Raw genomic sequence first — 22,069 nt, 5'->3', positions numbered from 1 at the left:
GGCCTAATTATCAGACCGATAAACCATCATAACAACGGTATCCCCGGCCTTACGATGTGACACGGGGATGCATGGCAAGCGGCACTGACACAGGGCGCATGATAAGCGGTACCGGCATAGAGGGAGACGCACAGGCATTATCGAAAGACGACGTATTCGAGGTGTTCAGCAACCAGCGACAGCGCCTCGTCTTCGACTACCTGCACCGGCAGGACGAGCGCGGACCGGTTGACATCTCGGAGATATCGACACACGTCGCGGCGGCGGAACTCGAGACAGCGCCCGAGCGGATCAACTACGACGAGCGAAAGAACGTCCACACGGCGCTCCGTCAGTTCCACCTGCCGAAGATGGACGCCGCAGACATCGTAGAGTTCGACAACCGAACCGGTGACATCACACTCACCGAGGAGGGAGAAGAACTCGATGTCTATCTGGAGACCGTCTCGGGGGACGAGGTCCCGTGGGCGACGTACTTCGTGTTGTTGTCCGGGACGCTGGTGGCGGCCATTCTCGCGGCGTGGCTGCATATATACCCGTTCACGATGTTCACGGACTTGGAGTGGGCGGGGATCAGCTCCGTCGCGTCGCTCGTCTCGTCGATAGTATACCTGTACAGTAACCGGTACGAGATGCATCTCGGTGCCGGCGACATACCCCACAGACAGGAGTGACCAGTCGTGGCAAGCGCACGGATAGTGCTGCTCGGCACAGTCTGTCTGCTCGTTCTGGTAGCCACCGGGACCGGCGGCTTCACCGCGGCGGGGTTCGATCGAACCGCTCCGGTGACCGTGGGGGGTGGAGAGTCACACCTCGGCGTGACCACACACGGCGGCCTCACCTGTGGCTCGGGGACGGCACTTACGGTGCACAACCGATTTCCGGCGGTCGATCTGAATGAGGTTGACGTAACAACACGGAACACGAGCAACGGCGTCCGGGTCGACGACACCGGTTCGACGGCACCGATCCGGGCGGGAGAGGCGGGGACCGTCCGCGTGCGACTCGCGCCGGCGGGGACTGCCGATGGCGGCTCAGAGTGGGTCGATCTCGTGGTCCGCGCCACCGGTAGCGACACCGCCGTCGGATTTATCCGGCGGGTGCCGGTGTCCTGCCAGCGGACGGGGATCGAGTTTGTTACGCTGTGTGGGGACCACAACGCGGCGGCGGCGAGCGTGTCGGCCGTCGGCGCCGACGGGACGACTGCTCCGACCGGGGTCTCTTTGGACGGACAAGGGATCACGAGCGTTCTCTACGGCTCCGACGGGACGGAGTACCATCTCGATGACACCTCGGCCAGCAAGTTCAAAGAGGGCGAAGGACGGCCACTCGACAGAGCGGGCCACACCTGTGGCGATGTCGAGTCGGGGGCCGTGAGCATCGGGAGGTTCGAATACAACCACACCGCTGGAACGTTCGAACGGACGGATGAGTAGATCGGACGCGCGAAACGCGGCAGGAGAGATCACACAACGGGAACGGGAACGGCAGGTGAAAAACCGATGAGCGACGACCCGGACACGTCGGTGACACAGCCACCACTGTCACCGAGTGACGTCACGTACGCCGAATTCGAGTGGGACGACATCACACCTCTCACCGCAATCACGGAAACGTTGGCCGGTCGGACGGACGACGAGGTGGCCGATGTGGGGCCACTGCACGAACACGTCGATCTGGACGCGCTCAACGGCCTGTTGCTCAACCGGTCGTGGTACACGCCGGAACTGAAGGTTTTCTTTCGGATCGAGGGATCCCTCGTTTTCGCCGATTCCGACGGGGCGGTACGGGTCCAGCCGGTGGAGTGATTCCCGGTGTTTCCGGGCGTCCGCGGCCGCGAGCGGTCAGGTGGAGCCGATGGTCGCTGCCACGTCGGCGAGTTCGTCGTCGGCCACGTCGGGTCGGTCCTCGATCAGGGCGTGGATCGGTCGCCCGCCGTCGGCCTCGGACCGGGGGACGATGTGGGCGTGAACGTGGGGAACTTCCTGTCCGGCGGCGGGACCGTTGTTGAACGCGATGGTCGTCGCGTCGGCGTCGACAGCGCGTTCGATCCGGCCGGTCAGGTCGTGGACGGCCGCGAAGATATCCGTCGCGAGATCCGCAGGCAGGTCGTTCACCCGCTCGTGATGGGCCTTCGGGATAACGAGCGTATGCCCCCGGGCGAGGGGGTTGGCGTCGAGAAAGGCCATCACCGTCTCGTTCTCGTGGACCGTGTGACTGGGGATGTCTCCGTCGACGATGTCACAGAAGATGCAGTCTGACATACGTGTTTGATCGTTGTCCCGTCTCAAAAGCGTCCCGGAGGCGGCGAGTACTCGATCAGTCGTCGAGGGCGACCCCGCACTCGCGGAGCGTCGCCGCCAGCGCCTCCCGATAGGACGCCCGGTCGTGACCGAGTCGCGACCGCCACACGTCGGCGTAGGAGGGGTGCAGGAGTGGGACGAGCGTCGTTCCCATGGTCGGGCAGTCGACCGGTGAGAGCACGTGGTCGATGAATCCATCGAGCGTCCGGTTCTCGACGGCACGTAGGGTGGTGGTCGCGTGTTTGCCGGTCGCGAGAACGACCGTGGGATCGATTGTTTCGACCTCCGTCCGGAGGTGTGTCCGGCAGTTCGACCGCTCCGCGTCCGTCGGCTCCCGGTTCGATCCATCGCCGTCGGCAGGGTGACACTTCACCGCGTTCGTGTAGAAGGCGTCGCCGTCGAGGCCGACGGCCGCAAGCAGCGAGCGGATCCGCCGCCCCGAGTGGAGCGAGGTGTACGCCAGCCCCGAACGGTTGCCTCCCGGCCAGTCGACTGCGTCGGGGTCACCCGTGGCGGGGGCCTCACCCACGACGAGAACCGCCGCGTCCCGCGGTCCATTCCCCCACGCGATCCGGTCGCGTGCGTCCACGAGTGCGGGACAGCGCCGGCAGTCGGGTGCGAGAACGAGGGCGTCGTCGGAGTCGGGCGGATCGGGTGAGTCGGGCGAGACCACGGATGTCTCACAGGGCATCGGCGACGGTCGGAGCGACCGAGGTTGCGGTCACCTCGCGCTCGATGGTGTCGGTGCCGTAGATGGCCGATACGCCGGCGCGTTCGAGTTTCGTCCGCGCGTTCCGGGCGAGCAGCGGGTGGACACAGGTGACGTACACCCCGTCGGCACCACGGTCGGTCAGAAGCCCGACCGACTCACTCATCGTCGTCCCCGTGGCGACGATGTCGTCAACGACGATCACGTCTCGGCCCGACACGTCGGCGTCGCCCGGCGTGATCTCCACCTCGGTACCGGAGTGGCGGACCTTCTGAAAAAAGTCCACGCCACCCCGGCCGTAGGCGTCCCGGGCCGATTCGGCAAGCGCAACGGCGCCCGCGTCGGGCGAGAGAAAAAGCGGATCGGTGAGGTTGGCGGGAAGCGGGGCGGCGAGTCGGGGGGCGGCGTCGACGACCGCACAGGGGACATCGAAAAAGTCGGTCACCGACGCCTCGTGTGGGTTGACGAGAACGACCCGGTCCGTGCCGGTCGAGACTGCGCGGGCGACGGCGCGGGCCGAGACGGGTTGGCCGTGTTCGAACGCGTGCTCCTGTCGCCCGTACCGCATATACGGCAGGACGGTCACCAGTTCGTCTGCTCCGGCCTCGCGGGCGGCGTCTTGCAGTTGGAGAAGTTCGACGTAGGCGGTATCTGCCGTCGTTGAGGCGACGACCACCGCCCGGTGGACGGCGGAGTCGATGCCGGGCGTCGACGCCATGCGTTCGCCGTCGGGAAACCGCTCGTACCGTACGTCGGCGAGCGAGCGGCCCGTCTCGGCGGCCAGCGCCGCCCCGAGCGCCTGCGAGTTCGAACCGGGGACGATCATGTGGAGTGGATTGACTGCCGCCCCGAAAACCGTTTCCGTCCACAGTCAGCCACGGACCGCGAGCGCCGCGACGCCGCTGACCCCCAGTTCGCGTGTCCGCCACCCCTCACCGGCGTCGGCGAGCAACGCCCCCCCTTCGGTCACGGCGACCGTGGCCTCGTCGGTGTAGGCCACGTCGACCGGATCGGCGGGCGTCTCGACCGCCGTCCACTCGCCGACCGACTCGCGGACGAACGTCCCGTCAGCGCCGACGGCGTGGGCGCGGTCGTCGGCCGCGTCAACGCTCACCACACCGAACGCGCCGTCGCGTTCGGTCATCCACCCGTTGCCGAGGCGGTAGAGACCGTCGCCGGTGGCCGCAAGCGGCATTCCGTTGCCGTGGACACCACGGACGCCGTCGAGACCGACGTTCCGTAAGCCATCGTCGACCATCCAGACGCCGTCGGCGGCCCCGACCATCCCGCCGTGGACGGTACGGGGTGTCTCGACGTGGCCGAGCGTCGTCCACTCGTCCTCGTCGTCGAGGCGGGCCACCCGACCGTCCGGCCCGGCCGCGAGCAGATCGGTGCCGTCGAATCCGACCGCGGCCGCCGGACCGAACCCCGTCGGTTCGTAGCCACCGGCGAGAACGTCCTGGTCGGTGGCGACGGCGCGACGGTCACCGGTCGCGGCCACGTCGCGGGCGGCCGTCCGGTGATCGATGCGGAACTCGCCGACGCGGTCGGCCGACAGCGACGTAACGACGACGCCCTGTTCGGACGCGACCAGCACCGTTTCCGCCCCCGTTCGGTCGGCGTAGACACGCTTCTCGTCGATCGTGTGACCCATGCCGTTATCTCCGAGGCGGGGCCTCAAAACGATTGGTAGATCCGGGCGGGCGGGTCAGGCCTCCGACCGCTCCGTCGCCGTTGCCGTCCGCTCGCGGACGTATGCGACGAAGTTGTCGAAGAGACGCTTGGTCCGGCAGGCGGCGGCGTAGTTGTCGGCGGTGATATCGGCGACGACGGAGTCGATGCGCTCCTGTGGGAGGTCTTTGCCCCGCGTGACCGTCTCGGCGCTCGACCGGTCGTACTCGGGGTGGAACTGCACACCCCAGCAGTCGCCGCGGCGGAATGCCTGCACGCCGCGGTCGTTCTCGGCGAGAAGCGTCGCATCCGGCGGCAACTCGACCACCCGGTCGGAGTGTGTCTCGAAGGCGACGAAAGGGGAGTCGAGCCCCGAAAGCAGTGGATCCTCGCCCGACCGGTTGATCTCCCGATACCCGAGTTCGAGGTCGTTCATCGCCTCGACGCGGCCGCCGAGTGCCGCCGCGAGGGCTTGGTGGCCGTAACAGACACCGAGAATCGGCATGCGGTCTGCCGCCCGCCCGATCCAGTCGGTGAGACCGTCGATCCACGGCTCGTCCCAGTAGACCGAGGACTTCGATCCGGTCACGACGGCGGCGTCGTAGGCGAACTCGCGCGGCAGTTCGCCGGCCGACGCGTCGAACTCGGTGAGGGCGGCGTCCAGTTCCCGACGGAAGTTCCGACGGGTGTGGTCGGCGCCGTGTGAGGCGTCGAGGAGAACGATCCGGGGTCGGCTCATCGTATGTATGTTCTGACGCGCGAGGCGGTAGTCGCTTACGCCCGCTCGTGTCCGGCGCTCTGAAAAAAGCCGACGAGACGGTCGTTCACCTCGCGGGAGCGCTCGACGCCAACGAGATGCCCCGCGTCGAGGCCGACGAACTCGCCTCGGGGGAGCCCGTCTGCGAGTCGCCGGCCGCGGTCGACCGGCCAGACGGCGTCGTCGCGGCCGTGAACGACGAGCGTCGGAAGGGTCACCTCGTACAACCGGTCCGAGACGTCGAACGACCCGACCGCGGCGGCCTGTGCTTCCCACGCCTTGCGGGTGGCGTCCTCGTCGGCGCGCCAATCGACGATCCGGTCGATGACCTCGGGATGGGTGTCGAGAAACCCCGAGGAAAATGCCGCCGACAGCGACGACACCAGTTCGTCGGGATCGGCCGGCGACCCGAACAACGGATCGAGCGAGACGCCGTCGCCGGTCGCGGCGGTCCCCAAAAGCGCCAGCGACGCCGGGCGCGACGACGACCGGGCGAGTTCGAGCGCGACCAGTCCACCCACTCCCGCGCCGACGACGTGGCTTCGCCGCGCTCCGTGGTCGGCGAGAACGGCCCTCGCGTCGGCGACGAAATCCTCGACCGTGTAGGGACCGGGCGGGGCGTCGGACCGTCCCGCACCCCGTAGGTCCATCACCACCGTCTCGAAGGGACCCGTCAGACCGGCGTGTTGCCAGCCCCACTGCCACGCGCCGTAGCCCACATCGCCGAGACACAACACCGTCTCCCGGTCGGGGTCGCCGTTGACGGCGTAGTGGATCGACGCCGAGTCGTTCGATGCGGTCGGCATGGGCGGGGCTACGGCCCCCCAGCGGTTAGTAGCATTGCTCACGCCGTGCGGGCGGTCAGAAGCGCCGGCCCGATCACGGCGACCGTAAGGAGGAGTCCGAGGCCGGCGCCGCCGGTCAACACGACCGACGGCGGGACGGGCGACGGCCCGGTGAGAAGCGCCGCCGGTGTCGTGTCGGGCGACGGCACGGCGACGGTCGGACGCGCACGGAGCGCCATCGCACCCGCGAGAAGGAGGCTGAACGCCGACACCACAAAGGCCGGGACGACGGGAAGGCTGAACGCCGACACCACAAAGGCCGGGACGACGGGAGCCGCGGCGAGGAAGTCACGGCGGGTGTGGCCGCGGGACCGAATATGAAGCTTCGGCCCGGCTCAGGCGTTCTGTACCGCCCGAAGCACGTCCGGGGCGTCCTCGAGAGCGTCGTCCAGAGCGTCGACGTCGGGGCCACCACCCTGTGCGAAGTCCGGCGGGCCGCCGCCGCCGCCGCCGGCCTGCCCCGCGAGTCGGCCAACGACGTCACCCGCGTTGATGTCGACGCCGTCCGGAACGCCGACGACGAACTGTGCGCTCCCGCCCTGTGCGCTCCCGAGAACGGCCACCGACCCCTCGTCGACGACGGCGTTGGCGGTGGCGCGGAGTTCGTCCGCGTCGGCGTCCAGCCGCCGGATCACGGCGTCGACGCCGCCGACATCAACACCCTTGGTGTCGGTCGCGGCGGCGCGTGCCTCCGCGAGTTCCTCCGTCAGGCGGTCGATCTCCTTGCCGCGGGCCTTCCACTCCTCGAAGAACCGCTCGGCCGTCTCCGGCACGTCCTCCGGAGAAACGTCGAGAACGTCCGCGGCCTCGTAGAGGGCGTTCTCGGTTCGCTGGGTCGCCCTGATGGCGGCGTCGCCCGCCGCGAAGCTGATGCGCTCGACGCCGTCCTGGATCGGTTCGGTGTCGACGATTTTGATCGCACCGATGTCGCCCGTCCGGGCGACGTGCGTGCCGGCACACGCCTGCACGTCGTCGTCGACGTGGATGAGTCGGATCGTCTGTCCCGGGGGAACACCCCCCTGATACAGGTCGAACCCGTGTTCGGCCTCGGCCTCGTGGCGGTCGGGCCACTCCTGGGTCACCGGCCGGTTCTCGGTCACGATCTCGTTTGCGACGCGTTCGATCTCCGTGACCTCTTCACGGGAGAGACGCCGGAAGTGACGCACGTCAAGGCGGGCCCCGTCGGTGCCTTTCTGTGCGCCGGCCTGCCGGACGTGATCGCCGAGTACCTGCCGGGCGGCGTGGCCGATCACGTGGGTCGCGGTGTGGTGGCGCATCAGGCTGAACCGCCGTTCGGCGTCGATCCGGCCGCGGACGAACTCGCCTTTGCCGGGGGTGCCGTCCGTCCGGTGGAACACCACCCCGTTGTGACTCTGGACGTCGGTCACCTCGACGGTCGTCTCGTCGGTCGAGAGAACACCGGTGTCCGCCGGTTGGCCGCCACCTTCGGGGTAGAACATCGTCTGGTCGAGGACCACGTCGTACCCCTCCTCCCGTTCGAACACGTCGAGAACGACCGCCTCGAACTCGGTTCTGTCCTGTTCGTCGTAGAACAGGCGGTCGGTCTCGGGGAGGTCGACCAGGCGGCCGTCGCGGCCGGCAGCCGTCTCGTCGTCGCCGTCCTCGCCGTGACGGGCGGCGACCAGTCGGTAAAAGTCGGCGGGGACGTCGACGGCCGCGCCGTGGTCGGCGGCGATATCCGCGACCATATCCGGCTGGATGCCGTGGGAGTCGTAGAGTTCGATCAGGGTTTCCTGGGGGATCGGTTCGCCGCGGTCGGCGTACTCCTCGGCGATGGTCTCGACCTTTCGGGAGCCGCGGTCGAGTGTCTCGCGGTACTTTCGTTCCTCGGTGCGCACGATATCCCGGACCGTGTCGCGGTTGGTGTAGCCGAGGCGGTCGACCTGCATGTCGACGAGTTCGTCGAGTGGAGCGTCGATGCCGAGGCCGTCGACGAGGCGTTTGGTTCGACGGAGCACCATCCGGGCGAGATACCCCGTCCCGACGTTCGACGGGACGATGCCGTCGCCGAACATGTACGCGAGCGTCCGACAGTGGTCGGCGATGGCGTAAACGTCCTCGAGGGGTTCGAGAAGGGCGGTGAGTTCGGCGGCGTCGACACCGAGTTCGTCGGCGACCTCCGCCCGGGCTGTGGCGAGGTCGTCGATCTCGTCGACGTCGAGATAGCCCGACAGGCGGGCGGCCTCCTGGACCAGCGCCCGGTCGTCCTCGGAGTGGTCGATGCCCGCACGATCGGTGAGAAAGTCGATCATATCGGGGTAGATGGCCTCGTAGACGGTCGGTGTCCCCTGACTCATCCACGTCCACCGTTCCAGTCCGTACCCGGTGTCGACGACGTATGTGTCCATGCGGCTGTAACGGTTGCCGTCTTTCATCTCGTACTCGCCGTCGGGGTCCTGTTCCATCGACATGAAAACGAGCGTGGCGAGTTCCAGTCCCCGGTAGATCACCTCGAAGGCCGGGCCGGCGTTTCCGCCCCCGACCCACGGATCCTCGATGTAGGTGATGTCCTCGAGGTCGACCCCCATGTGTTGGAAAAAGCGGTCGCAGTACTCGACGGTCTCGTCTTTCCAGTACACCTCGCCCTCGTAGGCGTAGTCGTCGGGGGCGTCATCGCGAGTGTTGAACGCGTGGTGGGCCATCATCTCGAAGGCCATGGTGTGACGGCCCGTCTTGCCGACGTTGTCGATATCCTGCATCCGGATGCAGGGCTGAGAGATGGTGAGCGGATTCGCCGGCGGCGGCGTCTCGCCGGACGTGACCAACGGCTGGAAGTCGTAGATAGACGCCTGCGTCAGGAGAACGTCGTCGCGCCACCGGTTCGCCGCAACGGGGTAGGGGTCGATACGCTCGTGGTCGTTGTTCTCGAAAAAGGAGAGAAAGGCCTCGCGCGTCTCCTCCAGCGTGTACGACTCGTCGAAGCCGGGGTTCCCGATGAAATCGTAGTCGTCACAGGGTGGTTCGCCGCAGGTGTCACGCTCCACCCGGGCCCAAAAGTGGACGCCACACGAGCAACACTCCTGTCGGGTGAATCCCTCCTCCTCGAAGTACTCGAGGCGGTAGGCCTCTTCGAGTTCGCTCATTACCACCTTCTTCTCCCGGCTCCGAATAAAACAGTTCCGGGAACGGCCATCTCGGGTCAAAAGGACCGGACTGCGGCGGGGAGGAGTTCAGTCCTCAAGCGCAAGCGACGCCAGCATCGCCTCCAACTGCACCTGCTCGTTTGCCCCCTCAGTGATGCGGTAGTCGGCCTCGCCCAACCGCTCCATCAGGCGGACCGTTCGCCGGTCGTCGAGGTCGAACTCCCACGCCGACCGGTGGAGTTGGTCGATCACGTCGCCACCCGCCATCCCCGAATCCACGAGAAGCGTTTCCAACGTCGACCGTGCCCGTGGAAAGTCGCCGTCGATGGCCGCCTCGATCATCGACTCGATCTTCTCCGGCCGGACCGTCGAGGTGACGGTGTAAACGGCCTCGTCGTCGACGGTCTCGCCGGTCGTCGCCGCCGCCTGAAGCGTGTTGATCGCGCGGCGCATGTCCCCGCTGGCGGCGTACACCAAGGCGTCGAGACCGTCGTCGGTCAGGTCGATTCCCTCGGCCGCGGCGATCTCGCGGACCTGTGCCGCGACGGCGTCGTCCGGAAGCGGCGAGAAGCGAAAGACCGCACACCGGGACTGGATCGGGTCGATGATCCGACTGGAGTAGTTACACGAGAGAATGAAGCGGGTGTTGTCGGCGAACTGCTCCATGGTTCGGCGGAGGGCTGACTGGGCGTCCGAGGTGTTGTGGGTCAAAATCCCGTTCGCGAGCATGAAGTTCGGCGTCCCATCCATGCTGATATTGTAGGCCTTTCCTCGGTGGTTGTGTTCGATGTGGCTGATTTCGACGGTTTCGACCGCTCCGAGGCCGCCATCGGAGAGCACTGTTGGATCGAACTCCGACCGGTGATAGTGTTCGTGATGAGGAAGCTCCTCATCGCCGACGACGATGAACGTGTATTCGTCGCCGTAGGTTTCGAGGAACTCCTCTACCTTCTCGGTCTGTCCCCACAGTGCGGCGACCCCTTTGACCTCGATTACGGTATCGTCGAGCAAGAAGTCGGGATGGTACACCGAGTCGGACAGTTCGAACGTCGGCTCGTACTCATAGTCGATATTCGCATCCTGCAACGCCTTTCCGACCTCGTACTCCCAATCGGATCGGACGAGGTGACCGAGTTCGTCGCTGTGTCTGACGTTACCACCCGTTGGCTCGTGTCCCTGTAATGCCTCGGAGACTTTTTGCGCGACTTCGGGGTCGCGCATGGGGTTGTCGTCGCCGCTGATATCACGAACCGGATAATCGCAGTTCTCGACGCTCTTTTCGATGATCGCCGCTTTTTCTTCATCAGCGAGACTCGCCCACCACTCGGCGGAAGCCATCCCGATTTCCTCCTTTACGCGTTCAGGGTCGGCATCGACTACCCACTCCTCCCACGGCGTTCCGGATCGCATCTCACTTATCGTTTCGCGGACTCGTTCCACCGTCTCGTCGTCCATCTCCCAGACGTGGGTTCCGTGAAACGAGCCACCGTAATTCGGGTTGTTCTCGCCCGCAAATCGACCGTCAGAGAGTTTCTCAACGATCTTCTGGCGTCGTTCATCCGACCACGTGGTCCCGTACATCGGGTTCCGTTCGCCGCTCATATCCCGACTGTGTCCTTCGTCCTTGCAGTCGACAGAGCAGAACCGCCCTGCAGTCCAAGCACCACAGCTCTCGCACCGCGACACACCGATGTCGTCTTTGAAATCCGCGATTTTGTCCCCCGGAGACAGTTCGCGTAACTCTTTCTCGACGAGTCGCCCGTCCTCGTAGACGACGAAGAACGGGTGGCTCAGACTCGCCAGAACCGTCCGGCCATCAGCCAGTTCGATCTCGAAGAAGTCCGCGACGCCCGAGTCGACGAGTTTCCCGCTGTCGGACTGTATCTCGTTCGTCTCGAAGTCGACCGACGGGATCGGTTCCCCCTCGTCGCTCACCTCCTCTATCGGCTTCACTTCGGGCTTCGACGGATGCCCAGTGACCACTTCGGTCCCCGGCGGCACGCACAACGAGTCAGCCTCGTCGAGAAAGATGATGCGATAATCGAACCCACCAAACGACGAACGCGCGAAGTTCTTGATCCGGTCGCGCACCACGTCGATCCCGCGCTGGTCCGAGGCGTTGAGTTCGAGAAAGTTCCCCCGCCAGTCGTCGCCGTACACCTCGCGGGCGATAGCCGTGGCGCAGGTTGTTTTACCGATGCCTGCCGGGCCTGAAAACAAGAGATGGGGCAGGTCGTCCCGTTCGATGTAACTCGACAGACGGTCAACGATGTCGGTCTGTCCGTTCACGTCGTCGAGGGTCTTCGGGCGGTACTTCTCGATCCAGATTTCCCGGCCCGGTCCCGACCCGTCGGCCTCGCTCATACCGTATCGAGAGGCCGGTCGGCACATAAACTCCCCGAGACGGGGAGCGTCGGCGACCGATCGGTTATTATCCCCGAATGCGTACAATCGACAATGGCGTCGCCCTCGGTTTTCGATCACGTGTCGTCAGGCGAACCCGACCACCCGGACGGAATCTACCGCGTCGTCGGGACACGCGAGGATGGCGTGACGCTGCTTCGGGTCGGGGACGCCGACGGACGCCGACGCAACACGGGCGTGATCCTGACCGTCGACAACGACGAGTTCGAGCGGTTCGGCCCCGCGGAGAATCCCGATGGAAATCGGCCGGCCGGTGTCGCCGTTGCATCGGCGGCGGTGGCGGCGTACTGGTCGGGGCGGGCCTTGATCGGTCGACTGGCCGACCGGCCACGGTCGGTCGTCGTTGCGGTGGCACTCGTCTCGCTCGGTGTTGTGGGCGACGGCACGTCGGTCCCCGATCCGGTCGTGGACACACTCCTAATCGGCGGCGTGCTTGTGTTAGCGTACGCCGGACGCGGATAGCACGACCAGCACCGAGGTGTGACACAGGTAGCGGACCGTCGAGTCTGGCCCCAGCCCGTATGGCCCCGCACGGCCGGGTGTACGCACTCCCGCTGCCCGTTGTCAGCGAGACGGGAACCCGTGGAGAGGGGTGAACCGACCCCCGACAACGCTCTGTGGCACCGAACTCGATGTCGGTGTCGCCGTCGCTACACCCACCGGTGTTCGGCAGTCGGTCGGTCCGGCGAGGGCAGCGGGGAGATCGCCGAGCGCGTTCGCGGCGACGGCACCGAGCGGGAGGTGGATCAGAGGTCAGGCTCGGTGCGTCCGGGCGCCGTTGCGCGATGCCGTCGGGGGCAGTGAGGCGGTTCCGGTCGTCTGTCACGCCGTCAGCCGCCTCGCGTTCACCGCGACTCGGATGGCGGTTTCCCCGTCGTAGGGCGCCGGGTGCCCGGCTTCCCCGATGCGTGGGAGAACGGAATCGCCGCCGACCGGAAACGGCCCCACCGGAACGATGACTGGCACCGCAGGGGTGGCCCGAATCCGAAGGTTCAGGACCGCCGCGCCCCTCGGTCGAGCCATGCCGACGGTTCGCGTCGAGGTGGTCGGCGAGGGTGAGCGGGAGCTGTGTCTCGACGACGACGCGACGTACGGCGACCTGCTGGCGGCGCTTTCGTTCACGTCCCACGAGGCGGCCGTTCTCGTCGACGGCACGCCCGTCCCCGAGAACGGGACGATCGACGCCGACCGGGTCCGCGTTCTCCGTCTCCTCAAGGGTGGCGCGCGACCCGACCCCGGCGTCGTCGACGACCGCGTCCGGGTGCGCCCGGCCACCGCCGAGGACCACCTCGACGTGATGCGGGTCGTCGACGGCGCGGCGCTCGAAGCCGACGCGGCGACGGTCCGGAAACGCATCGAGGCCGGTGGCGTCCGGGTGGCGACCGTCGGGGAGAACGTCGTCGGCGCACTCGTTTGCGACGGCGACCGCATCACCGCGGTGGCGACGCGTCGCCGGTGGCGCGACCGCGGGGTTGGGACCGCCCTCGTGTCGGCGGCGGCCGAGCGCCGCGACCGCCTCGTCGCCGAGTTCGACCCCGACGTGTGCCGGTTTTACGAGTCGCTCGGGTTCGAGATCACCGAGACCGAACCGGCTGACGGCCGTCTTCGTGGAGAACGCTAGCGGCGGCGCGAGACGGCGGCACCGACCGCGTCGGCCCAGTAGAGGAGCGCGACGGTGAACACGAACACGAGCGTCGAGAGGTCCCACGCGAAGCCGGTGAGCGTCGACCCGAACAGCGTCGTCGCGCCGAGCAGGGGCAGGAGGATCGAGAAGGCACAGCCGACACACGAAAACAATCCCAGCGCACCGGAGAGCGCCACCCGCGTCGCATCGAGCAGTCTGGCGTAAACGAGATACGCCAGGGTGAGATACCCGACGAGCTTGAACGGGATGAGTGAGAGCCTGAGGTGGGGCGTCCCGTAGACGACGATGGGGCCTCGCCCCGGGATGTCCCAGTAGACCGACGCCGCCGCCCCGCCGGGGAGCGGTTCGAGGAGTCCAACGAGAAGCACCCCACCGGCCCACAGAAGCACGAGGAGGTAGCCGACGGCCACCGCGGTCGCGATACCCCATTGCCGGCGGTCGACACGCGGCGTCTGCGTCCGGAGAACCGCCCAGACGCCGACGTTGATCCAAACGAACGGGTAAACCACGTACCGGGGCTGGGTGATGGTCAGTCCCGCGAGGTCGATGTAGGCCGTCGCGACGGCGACCTCGGCCGCGACGACGAGACACCACCACCGAATGGCGGCCAGATCCGCGGACACGAGGCGGCGAAGCCGTGACAGGGGACCAAGCGCATTGCTCACGGCCACGCCTCCCGTCGGTCCCAGTCGGTCACACGCATGTCCAAGAGTGAGGGGTGGAGGAATATGGGAATGTCGACTTCGGCGGCGGAACCCGGAACAAAGAACCGTCAGACCAGCCCGGCGACCAGGTCTCGACCCTCGTCAAGCAACGCGTCGACCCGCTCGCGGCTCCGAGCCTCGGCGTAGACGCGCATTTTCGGCTCCGTCCCGCTCGGCCGGATGAGGAGCCACGAGCCGTCCGACAACAGGAGTTTGAACCCGTCGAGGGTGATCACGTCGTCGACCGCGCGGCCGGCGATCGACGCGGGGAGAACGTCGCCGAGACCGTCGACGACCGCCGTTTTCCGGTCGTCGGGGCAGTCGACGCTTACCTTGTCCGCGACGATGGCACCGTGGGCGTCGAGTAGGCGGTCGACGCGCCGATCCAGCGGCTCGGCCGCCGTCATGTCGGCGGCGAGCAACGCCATCACCACGCCGTCTTTCTCGGGGACGTGGCCGCGGAGGCTGAAGCCGCCGGACTCCTCGCCGCCGATCAGGGCGTCGGCCTCGACCATCGCCTCGGCGATCCACTTGAATCCGACCGGCGTCTCGATCACCTCCTCCCCGTGGGCGTCTGCGACCCGGTCGATCAGAAACGTGGTGGAGACCGACCGGACGGCGGGACCGGCGTCCGATTCGAGCAACGCATCGTAGACGGCCGCAAAAAAGAGGTTCTCGTCGAGAACGCCGCGGTCGGGCGTGACGACGGCGAGGCGGTCCGCGTCGCCGTCGTTTGCGACCCCCAGATCGGCGTCGTGAGCACCGACGGCGTCGACGAGGCCGGCGAGACGCTCCGCGCTCGGCTCCGGCGACCCACCTCCGAAGGAGGCGTCCCGCTCACAGCGACGCCGGAACACCGTCGCGCCGGCGGATTCGAGAAGGGCGTCGGTAACGTCCCGGCCGCTCCCGTGCATCGCGTCGTAGACGACGGTCAGCCCCGCACAGTCGGGATCGATCGCGTCTCGGGCCTGGTCGGCGTGAGCGGCAACGAAGTCGACGCGTGTTACCGACCCCTGAGGACCGTCGGTCGACGGGTCGGCGAGGCGGGCCTCGATGGCGTCGGTCACGGCGGGGAGCGCCGGTGCGCCGTTGCCGGGGATGAACTTCACCCCGTTGTACTCGGGCGGGTTGTGAGAGGCGGTGATCATCAACGCCCCCGCGAGGTCGCAATCGACGACTCCCCACGCGACCACGGGGGTCGGGCAGTCGCGGTCGGACAACCACACGTCGAATCCGTTGCCCGCGAGAACGTCCCCGAGCGACTCGGCGAACCCCTCGGAGGTCACACGGGCGTCGTAGCCGACGGCGACGGGGGCGTCGACTCCCTCCTCGGCGAGGTAGTCCGCGACGGCTTGGCCGACCATCCGCACACGCTCGTCGGTAAAAACGTCGAGACGGGCGCGCCACCCGTCCGTCCCGAAGGAGATGGCGTCCATACGACCCGGTCCCGGGCGAGGGGCAAAAAGGTGCTCACGCGTCGTTGTTCTCGATCAGTCGCTCCTTTGCCCGCCGGGAGAAGGACTTGATCTCGTGTTCGCGGGACATCGCCGCCGACCGCGTGTCGTGTGACTCGGCGTGGACGAGTTCGACGGGCGTTCGTCCGCGGGTGTACTTTGCCCCCTCGCCGGCGTCGTGTTCGGCGACGCGTCGCTCCACGTCGGTCGTGTACCCCGTGTAGTAGGTGCCGTCAGAACACTCGATTACGTAGACGTAATGCATCGTCGGACCGTCGGCCCGGCCGCACATAGTGGTCCGCGTGTCGGCGCCCGCGTCCCGCGTTCCGAAGGTGGCTTGGTGTGGTGGTCAAAGGGCGTTACAACCGTTAGGCGTTCGGGGTGCGTTGTCTCGAGGCCTCCGCGATGCCAGCGTTGGCCGAACAACTGGGGCAAGCGAGGATGCGCCCGTTTGCGTCGGCGAACACCCGTGCGAAGCGTTCCGAGACGTGTGACCCACAGTGATCGCAGCGTGCCATGATTGTGCCGGCTACCGTCCGCCGGTACCCATTGTTTATCCCACACCCGTAAATGCCTGCCGCGCGCGCACGCGACGGACAAACAAATGTCCAGTTATATCGACAAAAGGAGTCGTAACTGTGGATATGCGTTGCCAACCGGCTCAATCGTCACGAGCGGCGTCGACCGCGCGAGCGATCAGCCCCGCCTGTGCGCCGGCGGTGAAGCCGGCGTCGATGTTGACGGTCGAAAGCACGGTGCATGACTGGAGTGTTCCACTAAGAGCCGCCTCGCCGTTTCCGCCGAAGCCATAGCCCGTCGACACCGGCAGACCGATCACCGGCGTGTCGACGAGGCCGGCGACGACGGTGGGGAGTGCCCCTTCCCGCCCGGCGGCGACGATGGCCACGTCGGCCGCCCGGATCGCGTCGAGATTGTCGACGATCCGGCCCAAGTGAGCGACGCCGACGTCGTCAACCCGGTTGACCGTCGCGCCGATGGTGCGGGCGAGAACGGCCGCTTCACCCGCCGCCGCCGCGTCGGAGGTGCCCGCGGTGACGACGGCCACGGTCGCGTCGAGAACCGGGGGATCGAACGCCGGCGCTCGGACGACGAGCGTCCGGGCGCGGTCGTCGCGATGGACCGTCGCGTCCACCGGCAGGTCGTCGGTAACGGCCGCGACGTGGTCGGCGGTGGCGCGGGTGATCACGGCCCGTCCGGTCGTTTCGAGGGCCACCTCGGCCATCGAGGCCACCTCGGCCGGCGTTTTGCCGTCCGCGAGCACCGCCTCGGGGATCCCTCGTCTGCGCTCGCGGGCGGCGTCGAACCGTCCCGCATCCGTTGTCGCGTAACCGGCGAGGCGAGCCTCCGCCTCGGCCGGTGAGAGTTCGCCACTCGCCACCGCGTCGAGTACGTCGCGCATATCGGTCGTGGACCGGTGAGACACTCGTAGGTGTCGGTTCGGGCCACAGTATTTATATATCTGCACCGGAGGGCGGCAGAACGGCATTTGTGGCCGTATGCGCGGCGGATTTGGGAAATCTTATTAATAGGGGTCGGCTTGTGTAGGTCGTATGGCAGACCTCATCGTTAAAGCAGCCGTCAAGGAAGCGCTCCAGAATAAGAACGTCTCTTCGGACTTCTACAATGCCCTCGACGACGAGGTAGAGGAACTCCTCGAGGACGCCTCGCGTCGTGCAGAACAGAACGACCGGAAGACCGTGCAGCCGCGCGATCTGTAATCCGGCCTCCGTTTTTCCGCTGTTTCAGCTGTTTCAGCCACTGAGCGACGCCGTCTGTCAGTCACGTCCCGCCGTCGTCCGAACGGTCACGCCGTCGGCGCGGCCGACGTGAACCTCGTCGGTGAGGCCGACGAACAGTCCGTGTTCGACGACACCCGGAACGGCGGAGAGATCGGCGGCCAGCGGGTCGGGGTCGGAGATAACACCAAAATCACAGTCGAGAACGAGATTGCCGTTGTCGGTCACGACGGGACCGTCCTTGCGGGCCGCATCGCGAGGTGTCGGTGTTCCGCCCAAGTCGCGGATGGCCCGGCGGACGGTCGCTCGGGCGTCGGGCAACACCTCGACCGGAACGGGCCGATCGAGTGTCGGCCGCTCCTTCGAGGGGTCGACGACGACGACGAACCGCTCCGCGGCGGCGGCGACAACCTTCTCGCGGGCGTGGGCCGCGCCGCCACCCTTGATCAGGGCGAGGTCGTCGTTCACCTGATCGGCCCCGTCGATGGCGAGGTCGACCCGGTCGACGGAATCGAGGGCGGCGAGTGGCACCCCGACCTCGCGGGCCAACTCGCGGGAAGCGTACGAGGTGGCCACGCCTTCGACGTTGAGACCGGCCGCAACCGCCCGGCCAAGCGCGCGGATCGCGTATGCGGCGGTGCTGCCCGTCCCGAGGCCGACGGTCATTCCGTCGGCGGCGAGGTCGGCGGCGTGTTCACCCGCGCGACGCTTCGCCGCGTCCGACCCACCTGGCGTTTTCATACACACGGGTGGACGGGCATCGGGCAAAAACGGCCCGGTGGGTGGCGGGCTACGCTCAGATGCTCGTGAACGCGAACAGACGGCCGTCGGTCGTGGTGGCGTAGAGATAACCGTCGGCGGCCATCACGTCGACGATAGGGTCGTAAATCTCCTGTTGCCACCGGACCCCACCGGACGCCGCATCGACCGCCACCAGCAGGATGCGTTGGGTCGTCGGGTCGGCCCGACCGATGGCAAAGAGAACGTCGCCGACGAGGATCACGTCGCCCCGGACACCGAAAGAAAGGGACCACCGCTCCTCGCCGGTCGCGGTGTCGAGACCGTGGAGCGTCCGTCGGGTGCCGTACACCGCGGTGCCGTCGGCCACCGCGAGCGTGGGCGGGCGGACGGCGGCGTCGGCCACGACCTGCCAGAGCCGCGTGCCGTCCGCGGGGTCGAACCCCGAGATGCCGTCTCCGGTCGTCGCGAGAACGACCTCATCGGCGACGGCGAGGCGGCCGACCGGGCCGTCCATCTCGGCGTGCCACTGGACGCCGCTGACCGACGGATCGACCGCGTACAGGTGGCCGGCGTCGGTCGTCGGCGCGCCGTCGGGGTAGCCGGTCCCGACGTAGGCCATCTCTCCACCCACCGCGGCCGCCCTGATCTTCCGGTCGCGGCGTGTCGCCCCGCTGACGTCGTTTGGGGTGAACGACCAGCAGTGGCCGGCCGTACGGGCGTCGACGACGCGGTAGGACTGGTCGGTCGGCACCACCAGACTCGCGCCCGCCGTCGCCAGCCCACCCACGAACCGGCCGGGAAGGCCGTACTCGGTGAGCAAACTGCCGTCGTTGCGGTCGACGGCGACCACGCGGGCGTCTTCACGGGTCCCGAACGGAACGTACACCCCGTCACCGGCCACGACCGGCGGCCCGATCGGTGTGGCGTCGACCTTGTGCCGCCACTGAATCTCGCCGTTCCGGCGGGGGTCGTGACAGAGAACGGCCGACTTCGGGACGCCCTCCGCGTCGGCGTTTGCCGCGACGGCGTAAACGTACGCCCCGTCGGCGACCGGAAACGTGACCTGCGATTCGAGCGCCGACATCGTCCAACGCTCGTTGAGCGGGAACGACGTAGGCCCGTTGCTCGCGGGGGCCGCGTTCGTGCCCGCAGGATCGTGGTGGGGCATCGGCCACGTCCCGTCGGCGATGGATGTCGAGTTGAGCGCGCAGTTGCCCGGACCGCGTTCGAACGACTCGCTCGCCTCGGCCGTCACCTCGTCGGCCGCCGCCGCCGTCGGGGTCGACGTCGATGTCGATGCCGATGTCGGAGTCGACGTCGACGTCGACGTCGAGCGGCCGCCACACCCCGCCGTCAATCCGGCGGCGACGGCGGCGAGCCACCCGCGGCGTGTAAACGTATCACGCGGCATGCTATGGTTTCATGCGGAAGCCCGTCGGTAAATGTGTTCCGCCCCCGCGAGCGGTCACAGCCGGTCGAGCACCGCGTCTGCGTCGTAGGAAAGCGTCAGCGACCGCGAGCGTCCCCGACCCTCGACGTCGGCGTAGTCGGCCTCGATAACGCCCAACTGGTCGAGTTTGTTGACAATTTCGGTGTAGCGCGTATAGCCGAGCTGTGTCGTCTCGTGGAACGCCTCGTACACCGCCCCGGCCTGCTGACCGTCGTGTTCCGCGATTGTCTCGACCAGCGCCCGTTCGGAGTCGGAGAGTTCGCGCAAGCACCGCGAGAGGTGGACGTACTTCGATTTGTCGTATGCCGTCTCTACGTCCTCGGCGCCGATGGTCTTGCTGGCGCGCATCTCTGCGTTGAGGCCCGCACGCCGCAGGAGATCGATCCCGACCCGAAGGTCGCCGCTCTCCGCGGTGAGTCCGGCCACCCGGTCGAGTTCCTGCGGTCCGATCACGCCGTCGTGGAAGCCGCGGTCGATCCGCTCTTGCAGGATGTCGACGATCTCGTCGGCGTCGTAGACCGGAAAGTACGTTTCCTCCGGCCGGAAGACGCTCTGAACGCGGCCGTCGAGTTCATCAAGCATGGTCAGACCGAGGTCCGAGGAGACGACGATGACGCCGATCCGGACGCCTGCGGACCCCTCGTGGGCGCGTAGAAGCGAGTAGAGCGTATCTGAAGCCTCGTTCTCGTAGAACAGGTAGTTCACGTCGTCGAGTGCGACCACCAACACCTCGTCGTCGTCGACGAGGCGGTCAGTGACCTGGCCGAACAGTTTCTTGAACGAGATGCCCGAGGATGGCGGTTCGTAGTCGAAGACGTTCTCGAAGATACGCGAAAAGACGGCATAGCGTGTCGAGTCAAGTTGGCAGTTCACCCGAACGGTCCGGACGCCCGGCTGTCCGGAGAGTTCGCCGAACAGTTTCAGGACCGCGGTGGTCTTGCCGGTCCCCGGCGGCCCCCGGACCATCGTGTTGAGGGGGCGAGAGCCGCGAACCGCCGGCCGGAGGGCGTACTTCAGGCTCTCCAGTTGTGACTCGCGGTGGTCGAACGTCTCGGGGATGTAGTCGATTTCGAAGACGTGTTCGTCCCGAAAGACCGACTCGTCCCACGACAGCATCCCCTCATCAGGGTCCTCTGTCATCACCGACATTTCGCTTGCGTGAGTACTTAACCGTTGTCGCGGTGCGGGGACGGCCGCGCGTGACAGCTCGGGGGCGTCGGCGACGCCGGGTGCGATCCGCCCGGCGGCGTCGCGACCGCCACCGTCGTCGGTCGACGACACGCCCCGGCCACGTTCTCGAACGGGCCGAACGGGCGAAACGTACTGCTAACGGGTCGGGCCACAGGTACGGTCCCGCGACGTGTGGTCGCCACCGCCTCAGAACTTCTTCAAGAGGCGCGTATAAAAGTCGTCGCGGTCGGTGTTCTCGGCCAGTTTCTCGACGATGAGTTCGGGTGTCGAGCGCGCGAGGTGGTCAGTGACCGGCGAGCGGTTCACCCGGAGTTCGCCGTCGACGAGGCCAACGGCCTCGATACCGTCGACGGCCACCCTGATGCCGGCCGCGTCCCGGATTTCGGCGGCGAGATGGGAGACGAAAACCGCGGTGATGTCGCCGCAGTCAAGCGATTCGAGGATGCCGGCGATGATCTTCGCGCTCGCGCCCGGTTCGGTGATGCTTTCCAGTTCGTCGACGAGGACGAGACGAGAATCGGTGCCATCGGCGAGATCGGCAAAATCCCGCAGCGTCGCCTCGAACGCGCCGGCGTCCAGTGTCCCCTGACTCTTTGCGTAGTAGTGGAGTTCGTCGACGCGTTCGACCCGCGCGGCGTTGGCCGGGACGGGAAACCCCATGTGTGCAAGAACCGTCACCAACGCCAGAAGGTCGAGTGTCGACGTCTTTCCGCCGCTGTTGACGCCGGAGAGAAGCGTCACGCCAGACACCGAGTAATCGACCGGGGCGACGTTCTCGAAGGCCACGTCGAGCAACGGCGAGCACCCGCCCTCGACGGCGACACCGGAGAGGTCGGCGTCGATTTCGGGGAGGGTGCAGTCGAAGTCGGCCGCGAACCGGGCGACCGCGAGTTCCACGTCGTGTTCGAGTGCGTTTCGAACCAGCCGATCGGCGGGCTCGCGTAGCGCCCGGAGGTCGTCGGCCAGTTCGGTTTTGAGACGAGCGGCCCGGCGGTCGCGTGCGGCCGTCAGTTCCGTCCGGAGCCAGGAGACGGCGCTTTCGTCGTGTTCCAGCGGAAAGGTCGGCTCCCCCCCGAAGACGCGTTCGGCTATGTCGGCCTCGTCGTCGAGCGCGAGGGCGTCGACGAGGCGCTCGCGGGCCTTCTGGACCGCGCGGTCGAACTCGTCGGCGAGTTCCCGGGAGAGAAGGGCGTCGACGCGTGCGCCCTGTTCGACCAGCGAGAGAAAGTCCGTCCCCTCGATGGTCACGTCCCGTTCGCGGATCGCGGTCCGGAGATGGTCGTTGGCGGCGGATTCGGCGGTCCCGACGGCGGC

At 67.1% G+C, this 22,069-nt stretch carries 24 protein-coding genes and 4 pseudogenes; 7 read left to right on the top strand and 21 right to left on the bottom strand.

Annotated features, from left to right (window positions below):
* The first annotated feature begins 98 nt into the window (after positions 1-98).
* The 3 genes from Q0925_RS09555 (at position 99) to Q0925_RS09545 (ending at position 1,808) form a co-directional block, all read left to right on the top strand.
* The gene (locus Q0925_RS09555) at positions 99-674 is read left to right on the top strand and encodes a DUF7344 domain-containing protein (RefSeq protein ID WP_299334672.1); all 576 of its coding nucleotides are present in this window, start codon (positions 99-101) and stop codon (positions 672-674) included.
* A gap of 6 nt (positions 675-680) precedes the next feature.
* Positions 681-1,436 carry a hypothetical protein gene (locus Q0925_RS09550; protein ID WP_299334670.1) on the top strand — a complete coding sequence of 252 codons (756 nt, stop codon included), beginning with the start codon at positions 681-683 and terminating at the stop codon, positions 1,434-1,436.
* Positions 1,437-1,502: 66 nt separating this feature from the next.
* Positions 1,503-1,808, top strand: a complete 306-nt coding sequence (locus Q0925_RS09545) for a HalOD1 output domain-containing protein (RefSeq protein ID WP_299334668.1) — start codon at positions 1,503-1,505, stop codon at positions 1,806-1,808.
* A 36-nt stretch (positions 1,809-1,844) separates the two neighbouring features.
* Here the strand turns inward: Q0925_RS09545 and Q0925_RS09540 are convergent, their stop codons facing one another.
* The 11 genes and pseudogenes from Q0925_RS09540 to Q0925_RS09495 form a co-directional block, all read right to left on the bottom strand.
* Positions 1,845-2,264: an HIT family protein gene (locus Q0925_RS09540; protein WP_299334667.1), complete on the bottom strand. Its 420-nt coding sequence runs from the start codon at positions 2,262-2,264 to the stop codon at positions 1,845-1,847.
* Positions 2,265-2,319: 55 nt separating this feature from the next.
* Entirely contained in the window at positions 2,320-2,994 is a 675-nt protein-coding gene (locus Q0925_RS09535) for a uracil-DNA glycosylase (RefSeq protein WP_299334666.1), read from the bottom strand.
* The gene (gene prs / locus Q0925_RS09530; protein WP_299334665.1) at positions 2,984-3,838 is read right to left on the bottom strand and encodes a ribose-phosphate diphosphokinase; all 855 of its coding nucleotides are present in this window, start codon (positions 3,836-3,838) and stop codon (positions 2,984-2,986) included. The genes Q0925_RS09535 and prs overlap by 11 nt, the downstream gene beginning before the upstream one ends.
* 45 nt (positions 3,839-3,883) lie before the next feature.
* The gene (locus tag Q0925_RS09525; protein WP_299334664.1) at positions 3,884-4,666 is read right to left on the bottom strand and encodes an HVO_0234 family beta-propeller protein; all 783 of its coding nucleotides are present in this window, start codon (positions 4,664-4,666) and stop codon (positions 3,884-3,886) included.
* 54 nt (positions 4,667-4,720) lie between these two features.
* Positions 4,721-5,422 carry a type 1 glutamine amidotransferase gene (locus tag Q0925_RS09520; protein ID WP_299334663.1) on the bottom strand — a complete coding sequence of 234 codons (702 nt, stop codon included), beginning with the start codon at positions 5,420-5,422 and terminating at the stop codon, positions 4,721-4,723.
* Positions 5,423-5,457: 35 nt separating this feature from the next.
* A complete protein-coding gene (locus Q0925_RS09515) occupies positions 5,458-6,246 on the bottom strand; it encodes an alpha/beta fold hydrolase (protein ID WP_299334662.1) in 789 nt (262 codons plus the stop codon).
* 38 nt (positions 6,247-6,284) lie between these two features.
* Positions 6,285-6,536 carry a hypothetical protein gene (locus Q0925_RS09510; RefSeq protein ID WP_299334661.1) on the bottom strand — a complete coding sequence of 84 codons (252 nt, stop codon included), beginning with the start codon at positions 6,534-6,536 and terminating at the stop codon, positions 6,285-6,287.
* 84 nt (positions 6,537-6,620) lie between these two features.
* Positions 6,621-9,389 carry an alanine--tRNA ligase gene (gene alaS / locus Q0925_RS09505; protein WP_299334660.1) on the bottom strand — a complete coding sequence of 923 codons (2,769 nt, stop codon included), beginning with the start codon at positions 9,387-9,389 and terminating at the stop codon, positions 6,621-6,623.
* Positions 9,390-9,476: 87 nt separating this feature from the next.
* Positions 9,477-10,088: pseudogene (locus Q0925_RS12340) on the bottom strand (replication factor C small subunit); the annotation flags it as partial.
* A 3-nt stretch (positions 10,089-10,091) separates the two neighbouring features.
* Positions 10,092-11,342: pseudogene (locus Q0925_RS09500) on the bottom strand (NUMOD3 domain-containing DNA-binding protein); the annotation flags it as partial.
* 51 nt (positions 11,343-11,393) lie between these two features.
* Positions 11,394-11,753: pseudogene (locus Q0925_RS09495) on the bottom strand (AAA family ATPase); the annotation flags it as partial.
* 93 nt (positions 11,754-11,846) lie between these two features.
* On the opposite strand from Q0925_RS09495, the gene Q0925_RS09490 reads away from it, so the two are divergent.
* Complete coding sequence (locus tag Q0925_RS09490; protein ID WP_299334659.1) at positions 11,847-12,275, top strand: hypothetical protein; 429 nt, start codon at positions 11,847-11,849, stop codon at positions 12,273-12,275.
* 360 nt (positions 12,276-12,635) lie between these two features.
* Here Q0925_RS09490 and Q0925_RS12440 read toward each other — a convergent pair whose 3' ends face one another.
* Entirely contained in the window at positions 12,636-12,836 is a 201-nt protein-coding gene (locus Q0925_RS12440; RefSeq protein ID WP_299334658.1) for a hypothetical protein, read from the bottom strand.
* Between Q0925_RS12440 and samp2 the strand changes: the two are divergent.
* Both samp2 and Q0925_RS12430 read left to right on the top strand, forming a co-directional pair.
* Positions 12,835-13,035: pseudogene (gene samp2, locus Q0925_RS12435) on the top strand (ubiquitin-like small modifier protein SAMP2); the annotation flags it as partial. The gene Q0925_RS12440 and the pseudogene samp2 sit on opposite strands and share 2 nt — an antisense overlap.
* Before the next feature lie 75 nt (positions 13,036-13,110).
* A complete protein-coding gene (locus tag Q0925_RS12430) occupies positions 13,111-13,434 on the top strand; it encodes a GNAT family N-acetyltransferase (protein ID WP_299334812.1) in 324 nt (107 codons plus the stop codon).
* On the opposite strand, the gene Q0925_RS09470 is transcribed toward Q0925_RS12430, so the two are convergent.
* The 5 genes from Q0925_RS09470 to larB form a co-directional block, all read right to left on the bottom strand.
* Entirely contained in the window at positions 13,431-14,123 is a 693-nt protein-coding gene (locus Q0925_RS09470; protein WP_299334657.1) for a DUF7546 family protein, read from the bottom strand. The two genes, Q0925_RS12430 and Q0925_RS09470, sit on opposite strands and share 4 nt — an antisense overlap.
* Before the next feature lie 107 nt (positions 14,124-14,230).
* Positions 14,231-15,598 (bottom strand): phosphoglucomutase/phosphomannomutase family protein, encoded by a 1,368-nt coding sequence (locus Q0925_RS09465; RefSeq protein WP_299334654.1) that lies wholly within the window; start codon positions 15,596-15,598, stop codon positions 14,231-14,233.
* A gap of 34 nt (positions 15,599-15,632) precedes the next feature.
* Positions 15,633-15,881, bottom strand: coding sequence for a GIY-YIG nuclease family protein (locus Q0925_RS09460; RefSeq protein ID WP_299334651.1), 249 nt, complete (start codon positions 15,879-15,881; stop codon positions 15,633-15,635).
* A 103-nt stretch (positions 15,882-15,984) separates the two neighbouring features.
* Positions 15,985-16,134 carry a DUF7563 family protein gene (locus Q0925_RS12490; protein ID WP_422653628.1) on the bottom strand — a complete coding sequence of 50 codons (150 nt, stop codon included), beginning with the start codon at positions 16,132-16,134 and terminating at the stop codon, positions 15,985-15,987.
* A gap of 143 nt (positions 16,135-16,277) precedes the next feature.
* Entirely contained in the window at positions 16,278-17,036 is a 759-nt protein-coding gene (gene larB / locus Q0925_RS09455; protein ID WP_299334648.1) for a nickel pincer cofactor biosynthesis protein LarB, read from the bottom strand.
* 151 nt (positions 17,037-17,187) lie between these two features.
* Between larB and Q0925_RS09450 the strand changes: the two genes are divergently transcribed.
* Positions 17,188-17,355 (top strand): DUF1931 domain-containing protein, encoded by a 168-nt coding sequence (locus Q0925_RS09450; RefSeq protein ID WP_299334646.1) that lies wholly within the window; start codon positions 17,188-17,190, stop codon positions 17,353-17,355.
* Between the two features lie 57 nt (positions 17,356-17,412).
* Here the strand turns inward: Q0925_RS09450 and rpiA are convergent, their stop codons facing one another.
* The 4 genes from rpiA to Q0925_RS09430 all read right to left on the bottom strand — a co-directional run.
* Entirely contained in the window at positions 17,413-18,114 is a 702-nt protein-coding gene (gene rpiA / locus Q0925_RS09445; protein ID WP_299334643.1) for a ribose-5-phosphate isomerase RpiA, read from the bottom strand.
* A 55-nt stretch (positions 18,115-18,169) separates the two neighbouring features.
* On the bottom strand, positions 18,170-19,525 hold the full coding sequence (locus Q0925_RS09440; RefSeq protein ID WP_299334640.1) for a PQQ-binding-like beta-propeller repeat protein: 1,356 nt from the start codon (positions 19,523-19,525) through the stop codon (positions 18,170-18,172).
* A 54-nt stretch (positions 19,526-19,579) separates the two neighbouring features.
* The gene (locus Q0925_RS09435) at positions 19,580-20,704 is read right to left on the bottom strand and encodes an ORC1-type DNA replication protein (RefSeq protein WP_299334637.1); all 1,125 of its coding nucleotides are present in this window, start codon (positions 20,702-20,704) and stop codon (positions 19,580-19,582) included.
* A gap of 237 nt (positions 20,705-20,941) precedes the next feature.
* Positions 20,942-22,069 (bottom strand): MutS-related protein (locus Q0925_RS09430; protein ID WP_414652105.1); only part of this gene is annotated, 1,128 nt, incomplete at its 5' end.

The sequence above is a fragment of the Haloplanus sp. genome, from assembly GCF_028275055.1.
Lineage (GTDB): Archaea > Halobacteriota > Halobacteria > Halobacteriales > Haloferacaceae > Haloplanus.
This window is presented reverse-complemented; position numbering and strand designations above follow the sequence as displayed.

Bases quoted from the DNA above. Each gene is read 5' to 3' on its own strand.
- Q0925_RS09555 (WP_299334672.1), top strand. From the start codon at position 99: ATGATAAGCGGTACCGGCATAGAGGGAGACGCACAGGCATTATCGAAA.
- Q0925_RS09520 (WP_299334663.1), bottom strand. From the start codon at position 5,422: ATGAGCCGACCCCGGATCGTTCTCCTCGACGCCTCACACGGCGCCGAC.
- alaS (WP_299334660.1), bottom strand. From the start codon at position 9,389: ATGAGCGAACTCGAAGAGGCCTACCGCCTCGAGTACTTCGAGGAGGAG.
- Q0925_RS12490 (WP_422653628.1), bottom strand. From the start codon at position 16,134: ATGGCACGCTGCGATCACTGTGGGTCACACGTCTCGGAACGCTTCGCA.
- Q0925_RS12430 (WP_299334812.1), top strand. From the start codon at position 13,111: ATGCGGGTCGTCGACGGCGCGGCGCTCGAAGCCGACGCGGCGACGGTC.
- larB (WP_299334648.1), bottom strand. From the start codon at position 17,036: ATGCGCGACGTACTCGACGCGGTGGCGAGTGGCGAACTCTCACCGGCC.
- Q0925_RS09465 (WP_299334654.1), bottom strand. From the start codon at position 15,598: ATGGACGCCATCTCCTTCGGGACGGACGGGTGGCGCGCCCGTCTCGAC.
- Q0925_RS09435 (WP_299334637.1), bottom strand. From the start codon at position 20,704: ATGACAGAGGACCCTGATGAGGGGATGCTGTCGTGGGACGAGTCGGTC.
- Q0925_RS09460 (WP_299334651.1), bottom strand. From the start codon at position 15,881: ATGCATTACGTCTACGTAATCGAGTGTTCTGACGGCACCTACTACACG.
- Q0925_RS09545 (WP_299334668.1), top strand. From the start codon at position 1,503: ATGAGCGACGACCCGGACACGTCGGTGACACAGCCACCACTGTCACCG.
- Q0925_RS09490 (WP_299334659.1), top strand. From the start codon at position 11,847: ATGGCGTCGCCCTCGGTTTTCGATCACGTGTCGTCAGGCGAACCCGAC.
- Q0925_RS09535 (WP_299334666.1), bottom strand. From the start codon at position 2,994: ATGCCCTGTGAGACATCCGTGGTCTCGCCCGACTCACCCGATCCGCCC.
- Q0925_RS09525 (WP_299334664.1), bottom strand. From the start codon at position 4,666: ATGGGTCACACGATCGACGAGAAGCGTGTCTACGCCGACCGAACGGGG.
- prs (WP_299334665.1), bottom strand. From the start codon at position 3,838: ATGATCGTCCCCGGTTCGAACTCGCAGGCGCTCGGGGCGGCGCTGGCC.
- Q0925_RS09450 (WP_299334646.1), top strand. From the start codon at position 17,188: ATGGCAGACCTCATCGTTAAAGCAGCCGTCAAGGAAGCGCTCCAGAAT.
- Q0925_RS09440 (WP_299334640.1), bottom strand. From the start codon at position 19,525: ATGCCGCGTGATACGTTTACACGCCGCGGGTGGCTCGCCGCCGTCGCC.
- Q0925_RS12440 (WP_299334658.1), bottom strand. From the start codon at position 12,836: ATGGCTCGACCGAGGGGCGCGGCGGTCCTGAACCTTCGGATTCGGGCC.
- Q0925_RS09515 (WP_299334662.1), bottom strand. From the start codon at position 6,246: ATGCCGACCGCATCGAACGACTCGGCGTCGATCCACTACGCCGTCAAC.
- Q0925_RS09540 (WP_299334667.1), bottom strand. From the start codon at position 2,264: ATGTCAGACTGCATCTTCTGTGACATCGTCGACGGAGACATCCCCAGT.
- rpiA (WP_299334643.1), bottom strand. From the start codon at position 18,114: ATGAAAACGCCAGGTGGGTCGGACGCGGCGAAGCGTCGCGCGGGTGAA.